We start from the raw sequence: 13,158 nt of genomic DNA, 5'->3' as shown, positions 1-13,158 counted from the left end.
CGTACGGAGGCTCCTCGGGGCCGTCCTCGTACGGAGGCTCGTCGGACCCGTACAGCGGCTCCTCGTACGCGTCCGGTACGGGCGTGGCCGCCAGGGCCTCCAGGTGCGCCAGCACCGTGTCCCGGGCTGCGCGGCGGCGGGCCATGGCCGTGTCGTCGAGCGGCAGCGGCCAGGCCTGGTCGGCGTCCTTCTCCTGGAGCGCCGGGTTCTCCTCGTCCTCCTCGGGCTGGTCCGCCCAGACCTCGATCTCGCCGTGCCCTGCCGCGCAGTGCTCGTACAGCGCTTCCAGGAAGGCGGACGGGCCGCGGGGCTTCTTCTGGGACGGGCCCCACCAGTGGCCGGAGCCCAGCAGCAGGCTGCGGGGGCGGGTGAAGGTGACGTAGCCGAGCCGGAGCTCCTCGGTGTGCTGATGGGCCTTCAGCTCCTCCTTGAACGCCTTGAGGCCCTTGGCGTCGAAGGAGTGGAGGGCGGGGAGCGTCGCCGCGTCGCCGCGCAGGGCGTGCGGGAGGACATGGGACTGCGAGGTCCACGCGTCCCGGGACTGGGTGCTGGGGAACTGGCCGCCGACGAGGCCGGGGACCGCGACGACGTCCCATTCCAGGCCCTTGGACTTGTGGGCGGTGAGGACCTTCACGGTGTTCTCGCCGCCGGGCAGGGCGTTGTCCAGGCCCTTCTCGTACTGCGCGGCGGTGCGCAGGAATCCGAGGAAGGCCAGGAGGCTCGCCTCCCCGTCCACAGCGGCGAAGCCGGCCGCGACGTCCAGGAAATTGGCGAGGGTCTCACGCCGGCGTGCGGCCAGGGCGTGCGGCGAGGCCGAGAGCTCCACTTCGAGGCCGGTCGTCGCCAGGACGCGGTGCAGTACGTCCATGAGGGGGTCGGCCAGCGAGCGGCGGAGGTCGCGGAGCTCGGTGGCGAGACGGGCGAAGCGCACGCGTGCCTCGGCGGAGAAGGGCAGCTGGTCGTCCTCGGCGCCGCCGGACTCCAGGAAGGTGTCGAGGGCGTCGGCGAGCGAGATCACCTCGGCGGGGTCGATGCCCTCGACGGCCTCGGCAAGGCGCTGGTCCGGGTCGGCGTCGTCCCCCGCGGTGGAGCGGTGGACGAGGAGACGGGCGCGGCGCCCCAGGAGCGCGAGGTCGCGCGGCCCGATGCGCCAGCGCGGTCCGGTGAGCAGCCGGACCAGGGAGGCGTTGGCCCCGGGGTCCTGGAGGACCTCGCAGACGGCGACGAGGTCGGCGACCTCGGGGAGGTGCAGCAGCCCGGACAGGCCGACGACCTCGACCGGGATGTCCCGGTCGACGAGGGCGGCCTGGATGCGGGGGAAGTCCCCGGCGGTCCGGCACAGGACGGCGATCTCCCCGGGCGGGGTCCCGGTCCGTACGAGGTGGGCGAGCGAGTCGCCGAGCCAGTCGATCTCCTCGGCGTGGGTACGCAGGAGGGCGCACCGGACCGTGCCTTCCCTCTCGGCCCCGGGCGCGGGCCGCAGCGCCTCGACGCCCTCGTGCATGGCGCGCAGGGGTGCGGCAAGACCGTTGGCGAGATGGAGGAGACGGCCGCCGCTGCGGCGGTTCTCGCTGAGGGAGTAGCGGGTGGCCGGGGTCCCGTCGGCGTGCGGGAAGTGCTCCGGGAAGTCGTCGAGGTTGGCCACGGAGGCGCCACGCCAGCCGTAGATCGCCTGGCAGGGGTCGCCGACGGCGGTGACGGCGTGCCCCGTACGGCCCGAGGGCCCGCTGCCGAACAGGGCGGACAGCAGCAGCCGCTGCGCCACGGAGGTGTCCTGGTACTCGTCGAGCAGGACGACCCGGAACTCGTCACGGAGGATGCCGCCGACCTCGGGCCGGGTGAGGGCCAGCTCGGCGGAGAGGGCGATCTGGTCGCCGAAGTCGAGGAGGTCCCGGCCGCGCTTGGCCGCGCGGTAGCGGCGGGTCAGTTCGAGGAGTTCACCGCGGGCCTCCGCCGCTTCGGGGAGTTTGCGCAGCTCGGCGTTGGTGAGCCTGGCCGTCTCCAGGTCGTGGAGGAGCGCGGTGTCGTACTCCGCGAGCTGCTCGGGGCGTACGAGGTGTTCGGCGAGCTCCGCGTCCAGGGCCAGCAGGTCGCTGACGAGGGTGGAGAAGGACCGGGTCAGCGCCGGGTAGGGGCCGGGGGCCTCCCGCAGCACCCGGGCGGCGAGCTGGTAGCGGGTGGCGTCGGCGAGGAGCCGGGTGGTGGGTTCGAGGCCGATCCGCAGGCCGTGGTCGGTGAGGAGCCGGCCGGCGAAGGCGTGGTATGTCGAAATGCTGGGTTCGCCCGGGGGGTTGTCCGGGTCGATGACGTCCGGGTCGGTGACCCCGGCGGCGACGAGGGCCCTGCGGACCCGCTCGGCGAGCTCACCGGCGGCCTTGTTGGTGAACGTCAGGCCGAGGACCTGCTCCGGGGCGACCTGCCCGGTCCCGACCAGCCAGACGACCCGGGCGGCCATCACCGTGGTCTTCCCCGAGCCGGCTCCGGCCACGATCACCTGCGGGGCGGGCGGCGCGGTGATGCAGGCCGTCTGCTCCGGGGTGAAGGGGATCCCGAGGAGCTCCTTGAGCTGCTCGGGATCGGTGATACGGGAGGACACTCCAGGAAGGCTAACCGGCCCCACCGACAACGCGGCCCCGCGCGGAATCCACCGGGAAGATCATTCGATGATCTGCCGGCCCTCGGGCTGTGCGCTGCAGGACGCCTTGAAGGCGCAGTGGGTGCAGTGCTGGCCGGTCGTGGGGGTGAACCGTTCGTCCAGAACGCGTCCTGCCGCCGTGGCCAGCAGGCCGGAGACCCATTCCCCGGAGAGGGGTTCCTGCGCCTGCACCTTGGGCAGGGCGTCGCCGCCCTCCTTCTTCGGGGCGGGCTGCCGCAGCTGGACGAGCTCGGCCCCGCCGGCCTCGGGGCGGCGGCCGTCGAAGACCTCGTCGACGGCGCCTTCCCTGACCGCCAGCTGGTACACGGCGAGCTGGGGGTGGGACGCCACCTCGTCCTTGGTGGGCGCGCCCTTGCCCGTCTTGAAGTCGACGACGTACGCCCGGCCCTCGGTGTCCTGTTCGACCCGGTCCATGGAGCCCCGGATGCGCACGGCGTACTCGCCCGCCTCGAGGGTGACGTCGAAGTCGTGCTCGCTGGCGGTGGGGGTGCGGCCCGCGCGGTCCATGACGTGCCAGCGCAGGAAGCGCTCCAGGGCGGCGCGCGCCTGGTCCTTCTCCTGCCGCGACTTCCAGGGGGCGTCGAAGACCAGACCGTCCCACACGGAGTCCAGGCGTTCCATCAGGACGTCCAGGTCGGCGGCGGTACGTCCGGAGGCCACCTCGTCGGCCAGTACGTGGACCACGTTGCCGAAGCCCTGGGACGCGGTCGCCGGGGCGTCGGCCTTGACCTCGCGGCCCAGGAACCACTGGAGGGCGCAGGTGTTGGCGAGCTGGTCGAGGGCGCTCCCGGAGAGCGCGACGGGGTGGTCCCGGTCGCGCAGCGGCACCTCGGAGCGGGTCGGCTCGTCCAGCCCCCACCAGCGGTGCGGGTGGGCCGCGGGCACCAGAGGCTGGCCCTCGTCGTCGCTGAGCGCGGCGAGCCGGGCGAGCCGTTGTGCGGCGGCGTCGCGCAGGGCCTCCGAGGCGGCCGGGTCGACGGTCGTCGCCCGGAGTTCGGCGACGAGCGAGGCCACCGCGAGCGGGCGCCGGGGGCGTCCGGTGACGTCCCGGGGTTCGGTGCCGAGCTCGGCGAGGAAGCGGGAGGGCTGGTCGCCGTCGTCGGCGGGGGCCTTGACGGCGGTGACGACCAGACGGTCGCGGGCCCGGGTCGCGGCCACGTAGAACAGGCGGCGCTCCTCGGCCAGGAGCGCTCCCGGGGTGAGCGGTTCGGCCAGGCCGTCGCGCCCGATCCGGTCCGCCTCCAGGAGCGACCCCCGGCGGCGCAGGTCGGGCCAGAGCCCCTCCTGCACCCCGGCGACGACCACCAGGCGCCACTCCAGCCCCTTGGAGCGGTGCGCGGTCATCAGGCGTACGGCGTCGGGCCGTACGGCGCGCCGGGACAGGGTGTCGGCGGCGATGTCCTGGGCGTCGACCTCCTCCAGGAAGTTGAGCGCGCCGCGTCCCCCGGTGCGCTCCTCGGCGCGTGTCGCCGTGTCGAAGAGGGCGCACACGGCGTCGAGGTCCCGGTCGGCGTTCCGGCCGCCCGCGCCGCCGCGCAGCGCCGCCCGTTCGAGACGGCCGGGCCAGGGGGTGCCGTTCCACAGGGTCCACAGGGCCTCTTCGGCGGTGCCGCCGGACTCCAGGATCGCGGTGGCCTTGCGCAGGAGCGCGCCGAGCCGCTGTGCGCCGCGGGCGTACGCCGGGTCGTGCGTGGCCAGCCGCTCGGGCTCGGCCAGCGCCCGGGCCAGCAGCTCCCCGGACGGCGGCGGTACGCGGTTCCCGGCGGCCCGCTCCTCGTCGCGCAGGGCCCGGCCGAGGCGGCGCAGATCGGCGGCGTCCATGGAGCCGAGCGGTGAGGCGAGGAGGGCGAGGGCGGTCTCGGTGTCGAGCGGGCCGGGTGCCACCGGTCCGCTCTCCCCCTCCGCGTCCTCGGGCGCGGCGGGGCGCAGTGCCGCCGTGGCGACGGTGCGCAGGGCGGTCAGCAGCGGGGCGACCGCCGGTTCATGACGCAGCGGAAGGTCGTCGCCGTCCACCTCCAGGGGGACCCCGGCGGAGGTGAGCGCCCGGCGCACGGCCGGGATGGAACGGCCGCCGGCGCGTACGAGGACCGCCATGTCGCGCCAGGGCACGCCCTCCTCCAGGTGCGCGCGCCGGAGCAGGTCGGCGATGTTCTCCAGCTCGGTGGAGGGCGTCGGATAGGTGTACGCCTCGACCCGGCCGCCGCCGCGCACGGCGGCCAGCTCGCGGTGGGCCCGGACCTTGTCCGAGGGCAGGCGGGTGAGCGGCATCCGGCGGGTGAGCTTCCGGGTGGCGTCGAGCAGCACCGCGCCCGAGCGGCGCGAGGTGGTGAGGACCCCGACGGGGGCGGGCCCGCCGTCCGCGCGGCGGAAGGTGTCCGGGAAGTCGAGGATGCCGTTCACGTCGGCGCCCCGGAAGGCGTAGATCGACTGGTCGGGGTCGCCGAAGGCGATCAGCGTGCGGCCGCCCCCGGTGCCAGGCGCGGCGCCGCCCACGTTGCCGGCCAGCGCGTGCAGCAGCCGGACCTGGGCGGGGTCGGTGTCCTGGTACTCGTCGACGAGCACCACGTCGTAGCTCCGGGCCAGCACCGCCGCCACCTCGGGCCGTTCGGCGAGCAGGACCGCCCGGTGGACCAGTTCCGCGTAGTCGAGGACGCCCTGGGCGTCGAGGACGTCCAGGTACTCGGCGAGGAACTGTGCGGCGGCGCTCCAGTCCGGGCGTCCGGTGCGGCGGGCGAAGGCGGCCAGCGCGTCGGGGCCGAGGCCCAGCTCGCGGCTGCGGGCCAGCACCGCGCGGACCTCGTCGGCGAAGCCCCGGGTGGTCAGGCAGGCCCGCAGCTCGTCCGGCCAGCGGACATGCGCCAGCCCCGCCCGGTCGAGGCCGAGCTGGCCGGCCAGGAGCTCACGGACGGTGACGTCCTGCTCGGGTCCGGAGAGCAGCCGCAGCGGGTCGGCGAAGAGGTCGGCGTCCTGGTGCGCGCGGACCAGGGCGTAGCAGTACGAGTGGAAGGTGGTGGCCTGCGGCCCCCGGACGCCGCCGAGCCGGGCCGCCATCCTGTCGCGCAGTTCGACCGCCGCCTTGCGGCTGAAGGTGAGGACGAGGATGCGGGCGGGGTCGGTCCCGTCGGCCACCCGCCGGGCGACCGCCTCGACGAGCGTCGTGGTCTTGCCGGTGCCGGGACCGGCGAGGACCAGCAGCGGGCCGTCCCGGTGGTCAACCACGGCGCGCTGCGGCGCGTCCAGGAGAGGGGGCTCCACGGAGCCCGGAGGGGTGCGCACCAGCCGGTACGCGCCCGGGGCCCGCCGCCGTGCCTGGCGGTGCGGGCCGTTCCGGGTGGTGAAGGAGGAGCTCACGTGGATCGCCGGTCCTGGTGGGTGTACTCGGTCTGCGCGGTGGCCCGCCATGGGGTGACGGGCCCGGGTGTGACGGCTGCTGGTGCCGGGCGGTGCTGAGGGCCGGGGCTGCGGGGCTGTGAGGACGGCCCGGTCATGGAGGAGACGGATGAGGGAGTCGGATGAGGGAGCGGAGCGTGCCGCGTGTGGACGACGCTACGCCAGCGGCGGGGCGGACACCGTGCCGTGGGCCGCGTCCCTCGTCACACCCGTCGCGGGGTGAGCCCGGCCCGTCGGCGGATCCCGTCCACCGGCCCGGCGGCGCCCGGTGGCGGAAGCTGTCAGGTGTGAGCTTCGTCGCCCGGACCACCGGTCACGCCGTCCCAGCGTGCGCGTTTCATGTCGAGGCGCGGAACGTGCCCGTCGGCGTCGCGCGGGGCCTCTCTCAGCGGCGTGCCCTCCTCGCGGTAGTGGCCGAGGGCCCGCAGCTCGTGGCCCGGCAGCAGCGTCCCGTCGGCGCGCACGACACGCCACCAGGGGGCCGCGGAGCCGTACAGGGCCATCACCCGGCCGACCTGCCTCGGCCCGCCGTCGCCGAGCCATTCCGCCACATCGCCGTACGTCATGACACGGCCGGGCGGGATCAGGTCCGCCACGTCCAGGACCCGCTCGGCGTAGACGGGCAGCTCGGCGGTCACGGCGCCGGGGGGCGGGTCTCCCGGCCGGTCGCTGCCTCTCGTCCGGTCTTCGCTCATCCATCCCATCCTGCCGTACGCCACCGACAACCGGGCCGGCCCGGTGTCGTCCTGGTCACACACCGTGCACGCGGGGGCGAAGCCGCGTATGTTGCGCATCGCGCCCGCGCAATGCACCCTGATGCCCCCCTCTGTCTGCAGGCCGTGCCACCATCATGCGGGCGGTGACCGGTGATACGAGAACACGAAGATTCGTCAGAGGTTAAGGAGCAGGGCGTGCAGCCACCGAAGGCGGCGGGCGCCTCTGACGCGGAGTCGCACCCGGACGCGCCCGACGCCCCTGGTGCCCCGGGATCCGGCACCGGCGGGAAGAAGGAGCCCCAGGACTCCGGGCCGTCGGGGATCACCGCCGGGCAGTCCGGTGAGCACCTCGCGGGCTCGACCCTCGCGTCGGCCGACACCGCCCTGACCGACCGGGTCTCGGGCGACGAGCCGCTGCTGCCCGCCCGGGTCCACCGGCCCTCCGATCTGCTGCGGCTCCTCATCGGCGTCCTCGCGATCGCCCTGCTGTTCTCCGTCGCGGCGTTCGCCCAGGGGACCACCACGGGCCTCGAGGACGACATCTCCAAGGGCACCGACCAGGCCCCCGACCTGCTGATCAAGCTCGCGGGCCTGGTGTCCAGCATCGCCGTACTCCTCGTCCCGGTCGCCTTCGCGATCGAGCGTCTGGTCAAACGGGACGGGCTGCGGATCGCGGACGGGGTGCTCGCCGCCGTACTGGCGCACGGGGTGACCCTGGCCACCGATCTCTGGGTCGCCAGGTCGGCGTCCGGGACGATCCGGGACGCCCTGACACAGCCCCAGCCCGGGGACGCGCTCACCGACCCCGTGCACGGCTATCTGGCCCCCGTCATCGCCTACATGACGGCGGTCGGGATGGCGCGCAGACCGCGCTGGCGGGTCGTCCTGTGGGTGGTGCTGCTCCTGGACGCCTTCGCGATGCTGGTCGGCGGCTACACCACACCCTTCTCGATCGTCCTCACCGTGCTCATCGGCTGGACCGTCGCGTACGGCACGCTGTACGCCGTCGGCTCGCCGAACGTCCGCCCGACCGGCCAGCACCTGATGGCCGGTCTGCGTCACGTCGGCTTCCGTCCGGTCGCCGCGATGCGCACCGAGGACGCCCCGGACAACATCGACCAGAGCGACCGGGGCCGCCGCTATCTGGTGACCCTGGAGGACGGACCACCGCTGGACGTCACGGTCGTCGACCGTGAACAGCAGGCCCAGGGGTTCTTCTACCGGGTGTGGCGCAGACTCACGCTGCGCAGCATCACCCAGCGCCGCTCCATCCTGTCCCTGCGCCAGGCCCTGGAACAGGAGGCGCTCCTCGCGTACGCGGCGATCGCGGCCGGTGCCAACGCGCCCAAGCTGATCGCCACGTCCGAGCTCGGACCCGACGCCGTGATGCTCGTCTACGAGCACATCGGCGGGCGCTCGCTGGACGCCATGGAGGACGAGGAGATCACCGACGACCTGGTGCGGGGCGCCTGGCGGCAGGTGCAGGCGCTCCAGTCGCGGCGGATCGCGCACCGCAGGCTCACCGGGGACGCCATCCTCGTGGACGACTCCGGCAAGGTGTTCGTCACCGACCTGCGGGGCGGCGAGATCGCCGCCGGCGACCTCGTGCTGCGCATGGACGTCGCCCAGCTGCTCACCACCACCGGTCTGCGGGTGGGCGCGGAACGGGCCGTCGAGGGGGCGCTCGCCGTCCTCGGGCCGGACGCCGTCGCCGACTGTCTGCCGCTGCTCCAGCCGATCGCGCTGAGCCGCTCCACGCGGGCGACGCTGCGCAGGCTCGCGCGGGAGCGTTCGCAGCGCGAGCGCGAGGCGGTGCTGGAGGCCTCGCAGGCGGCGAAGCAGAGCAAGGCCGAGGAACAGGGCTCGGCGGCCGGTGACCGCAAGGCCGTCCGCAAGTCGCTGCGCACGGAGAAACAGGCCGAGAAGCGGGCCATGGACGATGCCCTGGAAGAGGCCCGCGAGGAGGACATGCTGGCCCAGATCCGCCGTCAGGTGCTGCTGATCAGGCCGCAGGCGCCGGTCGAGCCGGTCCGGCTGGAACGCATCAAGCCGCGCACCCTCTTCAGCTTCATCGCGGGTTCCATCGCCGCGTACTTCCTGATCTCGCAGGTCACCGAGGCCGACTTCGGCACGGTCGTGGAGCAGGCGGAGTGGGGCTGGGTGGCCGCGGCCCTCGGCTTCTCGGCCCTCAGCTACGTCGCCGCGGCCATGAGCCTGCTCGGCTTCGTGCCCGAGCGGGTGCCGTTCGGGAAGACCGTGCTGGCGCAGGTGGCCGGGTCGTTCGTGAAGATCGTGGCACCGGCGGCGGTCGGCGGTGTGGCGCTGAACACGCGCTTCCTGCAACGCGCCGGGGTGCGCCCGGGGCTCGCCGTCGCGAGCGTGGGCGCCTCCCAGCTGTTCGGTCTGGGCTGTCACATCCTGCTGCTCGCCCTGTTCGGGTATCTGACGGGCACGGAGAAGACCCCGGACTCGCTCACCCCGTCGAGGACGGTCATCGCGGGCCTGCTCACGGTCGCCGTGCTCGTGCTGGTGGTGACGGCGATCCCGTTCCTGCGGAAGTTCATCGTCACCCGCGTCAGGTCGCTGTTCGCCGGCGTCGTGCCCCGCATGCTCGACGTGGTGCAGCGCCCGCAGAAGCTGGTCACCGGCATCGGCGGCATGCTGTTGCTGACCGGGCTCTTCGTGCTCTGCCTGGACGCGTCGATCCGGGCGTTCAGCGGTCCCGACGTCCCTCAGCTCAGCTACGCCAGCATCGCGGTGGTCTTCCTCGCGGGCAACGCGCTGGGGTCCGCCGCGCCCACCCCGGGCGGCATGGGCGCGGTCGAGGGCGCGCTGACCCTGGGTCTGATCGCGGTGGGGCTGCCGAAGGAGGTCGCCGCGCCGGCCGTGCTGCTGTACCGCGTGATGACGCTGTGGCTGCCGGTGCTCCCCGGCTGGATCTGCTTCAACCAGCTGACCCGCAAGGGCGAGCTCTAGAACACGCGCACGGGGCGCGCCACTCGCATGGACCGCGCCCCGCGCGATCCCTCGCGCTCCGCCGCACGATGGATCCATGAGGACCTCCCCCGCTCTGCGCGCCGCCGCCCTCGCCGCCACCGCCACCGTGCTGCTTCCGCTGGCCGCCTGTTCGGACGACGGTGACGACGGAGGTACGGAGAGGTCGACTCCGACGGCCGCATCGACGGCGTCCCCCACGGCAACGTCGAAGGAACTCACCTCCCAGAAGCTCGACTGGAAGGCGTGTCCGCCGCCCAGCCAGTCCCAGGGCAGCGGCACGTCCCCCTCGCCGCTGCCCGGCGGGACGGCCTGGGAGTGCTCCTTCATGGACGTACCCCTCGACTACGCGGATCCGGACGGCCGGACCATCGAGCTGGCCCTCATCCGTGCCGCCGCCCGGAACAAGGACAAGCGGATCGGTTCGCTGATCTTCAACTTCGGCGGCCCCGGCGGCTCCGGTGTCGCCACCCTGCCCTCCTTCGGCACCGCGTACGACGCGCTCCGCACCCGCTACGACCTGGTGAGCTTCGACCCGCGCGGGGTCGGCCGCAGCGAGGGCGTCGAGTGCTCGGACGACAGCACGCTGGACAAGCGTTACGAGCAGGACGGCACCCCGGACGACGCCGAGGAGGAGAAGGCGTTCGCCGCCGACCAGAAGTCCTACATCGCGGACTGCGAGGAGAACTCCGGGGACGAGCTGCCCTACGTCGGCACGACGAACGCGGCCCGGGACATGGATCTGCTCCGCCAGGTGCTCGGTGACGACAAGCTCTATTACTTCGGGATCTCGTACGGCACCGAACTGGGCGGTGTCTACGCGCACCTGTACCCGAAGAAGGTCGGACGGGCCGTCCTGGACGCGGTCGTCGACCCGACCGAGGACGCCCTGCAGTCCTCGCTCGGCCAGGCCGAGGGGTTCCAGCTCGCCCTGGACAACTTCACCGCCGACTGCGCCGAGCGCGACGACTGCAAGCTCCCCGGGGCCACCTCGAAGGAGGTCCAGGACTGGATCGTCGCTCTCCTGGCCAAGCTGGCGAAGAAGCCCGTCCCGGGGCTCGGCGAACGGAAGCTGACCGAGACCCAGGCCACCACGGGCATCGCGTCGGCGCTCTACTCCAAGGAGACCTGGCCCCTGCTCGAACAGGGCCTCGACGAGGCGGACGGCAACAACGGCGGTCTGCTCCTCGCCCTCGCCGACTCGCTGAACGGCCGTTCCGAGGACGGGCACTACGACAACTCGAACGCCGCCAACACCGCCATCAACTGCGCCGACTCCAAGCAGCGGTTCACCCTGGAGCAGACCAGGAAGGCGCTCCCCGAGTTCCGCAAGGCCTCCCCCGTGTTCGGCGACTACCTCGGCTGGGGTCTGATGTCCTGCACCGGCTGGCCCGTCGCGGGCGCCTGGGAGAACCCGGACGTCAGCGCCCCCGGTTCGGCCCCGATCCTGGTCATCGGCAACACCGGGGACCCGGCCACCCCGTACGCCGGCGCGAAGGCGATGGCCGCCGAACTCGGCAAGGGGGTCGGGATCGAGCTCACCTACAAGGGTGAGGGCCACGGGGCGTACAACGGCGGCAGCACCTGTGTGCAGCGGGCCGTGGACCGCTATCTGCTCGAAGGGAAGGTCCCGAAGTCGGGAACGGTCTGCGAGTGACCGCTCGTTGAACGGCCGGACATCGGTGACACCCGGAGCGCCCCGGAAGGCGGCCTCCGGTTACGGGGGAGGGAGCGCGCATGCGCGTACGCGGGCGGGCCCGGGCAGGCGCGGCGGCCCTGCTGCTGGTGTCGGCGGTCCTCGCGGGATGCGACGACGGGCCCGAACCGCCGCAGTCGTCGAAGGGCTCCTCGCAGGAGACCTCACCGACGTCGTCCCCGGCACCCGCCTCGTCCCGGCCCCTGGACTGGAAGCGCTGCGGCGCCCCGGAGGGCGGCACCGCGCCGGGTCCGGCCTGGCGGTGCGCCACGCTCGACGTCCCCCTGGACCACGCGCGGCCGGACGGGGAGACGATCGGCATCGCCCTGATCCGCAAGGCGGCCACCCGCAAGAGCGAGCGCCTCGGTTCGATGCTGTTCAACTTCGGAGGCCCCGGCGGCTCGGGAGTGGACATCCTGCCGCGCGCCGCCTCCTCGTACCGCGAGCTCAACACCCGCTACGACCTGGTCGGGTTCGACCCGCGCGGGGTCGCGGCCAGTGCGGGGGTCCGCTGCCGCGACGACGAGGAGCAGGAGACGGCCTCCCGCGAGATCGACATGACCCCGGACACCCCGGCGGAGGAGGCCGCGTTCCTCGCGGACGGCCGGGACTTCGGCGCCGGCTGCGCACGCCTCTCCGGCCCCCTGCTCCCCCACGTCGGCACGGCGAACGCCGCCCGGGACATGGACGCGATACGCCGCGCGCTGGGCGACGAGAAGCTGTCGTACTTCGGCATCTCCTACGGCACGGAGCTCGGCGGGACGTACGCGCACCTCTTCCCGCGGAACGTGGGACGGGTCGTGCTGGACGCCGTCGTGGACCCGACGGCGGATTCCGTGGGCCACGCCCGCAACCAGGCGGAGGGGTTCCAGCGGGCCCTGGAGAACTACCTGAAGGACCGCGGCCAGGACCCGGCGGCGGGCACCACGCGGATAGCCCGGCTGCTGGAGCGGATCGACGGGGACCCGCTGCCGACGTCCTCCGGGCGCGAGCTCAACGAATCGCTGGCCGTGCTCGGCATCGTGGCTCCCCTGTACGCGCAGAGCAGCTGGCCAGCGCTCACGGCCGCGCTCGACGAGGCCGAGAACAGCGGCAGGGGCGACCGTCTCCTCGCGCTCGCCGACTCGTACAACGGCCGTGACGACAAGGGTCACTACGACACCCAGAGCCACTCCCAGCGGGCGATCTCCTGCGCCGACGCCAAGGCACGGCCGACGGCGGCCGAGGCCCGCGCGCTGCTGCCCGAATTCAGGAAGCTGTCACCGGTGTTCGGCCCGTTCCTGGCCTGGGACACGGCGGGCTGGTGCGCGGGATGGCCGGTCGAGGGCGAGCACGACACCCCGGAGGCGAGCGCCCCGGGCTCCGCGCCGATCCTCGTCATCGGTACGACCGGCGACCCGGCGACCCCGTACGAGGGGGCGCGGCGGATGGCGGACGAGCTGGGCGAGGGGGTCGGCGTCATGGTGACCAACAAGGGCGAGGGCCATGGCGCGTACGGCGGGAACGACTGCGTGACCTCACTCGTGGACGCCTACTTCCTGGAGGGAAAGGTCCCGGTGGACGGCCGCACCTGCTCCTGAGACCTGTCACGGGACGCGCGCGGACACGCGAAGGGGCCGGCTCCGCGGAGCCGGCCCCTTCGTCCATCACGTCGCAGGTCTAGGGCGTGTTTTGAAAGTCCCGCCTGCCCGGCGACGCCTGGCACG

Annotated in this window: 6 protein-coding genes; 3 read left to right on the top strand and 3 right to left on the bottom strand. The window is 73.6% G+C overall.

All coding sequences use genetic code 11. From position 1 onward, the window contains the following. The 3 genes from JKV81_RS07825 to JKV81_RS07815 all read right to left on the bottom strand — a co-directional run. On the bottom strand, positions 1 to 2,596 hold a 2,596-nt coding region (locus JKV81_RS07825; protein WP_307820502.1), incomplete at its 3' end, for an ATP-dependent helicase. A gap of 60 nt (positions 2,597 to 2,656) precedes the next feature. Beyond that, positions 2,657 to 6,007, bottom strand: a complete 3,351-nt coding sequence (locus JKV81_RS07820) for an ATP-dependent helicase (RefSeq protein WP_202075253.1) — start codon at positions 6,005 to 6,007, stop codon at positions 2,657 to 2,659. Between the two features lie 320 nt (positions 6,008 to 6,327). Continuing rightward, positions 6,328 to 6,741, bottom strand: a complete 414-nt coding sequence (locus tag JKV81_RS07815) for an MGMT family protein (protein ID WP_236055703.1) — start codon at positions 6,739 to 6,741, stop codon at positions 6,328 to 6,330. 216 nt (positions 6,742 to 6,957) lie between these two features. On the opposite strand from JKV81_RS07815, the gene JKV81_RS07810 reads away from it, so the two are divergent. The 3 genes from JKV81_RS07810 to JKV81_RS07800 all read left to right on the top strand — a co-directional run bounded on the left by JKV81_RS07810 (position 6,958) and on the right by JKV81_RS07800 (position 13,032). Beyond that, positions 6,958 to 9,738, top strand: a complete 2,781-nt coding sequence (locus tag JKV81_RS07810) for a lysylphosphatidylglycerol synthase domain-containing protein (RefSeq protein ID WP_202075251.1) — start codon at positions 6,958 to 6,960, stop codon at positions 9,736 to 9,738. Positions 9,739 to 9,814: 76 nt separating this feature from the next. Further along, positions 9,815 to 11,413 carry an alpha/beta hydrolase gene (locus JKV81_RS07805; protein WP_202075250.1) on the top strand — a complete coding sequence of 533 codons (1,599 nt, stop codon included), beginning with the start codon at positions 9,815 to 9,817 and terminating at the stop codon, positions 11,411 to 11,413. Positions 11,414 to 11,493: 80 nt separating this feature from the next. Beyond that, on the top strand, positions 11,494 to 13,032 hold the full coding sequence (locus JKV81_RS07800) for an alpha/beta hydrolase (RefSeq protein ID WP_202075249.1): 1,539 nt from the start codon (positions 11,494 to 11,496) through the stop codon (positions 13,030 to 13,032). Positions 13,033 to 13,158: the final 126 nt, after the last annotated feature.

The organism is Streptomyces silvae (assembly GCF_016745505.1).
In the GTDB taxonomy this organism is placed as follows: domain Bacteria; phylum Actinomycetota; class Actinomycetes; order Streptomycetales; family Streptomycetaceae; genus Streptomyces; species Streptomyces silvae.
The sequence above is the reverse complement of the archived record's forward strand: the minus strand, read 5'-3'. Positions and strand labels throughout refer to the sequence as shown.

Coding starts and splice junctions, on each gene's coding strand:
- JKV81_RS07815 (WP_236055703.1), bottom strand. CDS start 6,741: ATGAGCGAAGACCGGACGAGAGGCAGCGACCGGCCGGGAGACCCGCCC.
- JKV81_RS07805 (WP_202075250.1), top strand. CDS start 9,815: ATGAGGACCTCCCCCGCTCTGCGCGCCGCCGCCCTCGCCGCCACCGCC.
- JKV81_RS07800 (WP_202075249.1), top strand. CDS start 11,494: ATGCGCGTACGCGGGCGGGCCCGGGCAGGCGCGGCGGCCCTGCTGCTG.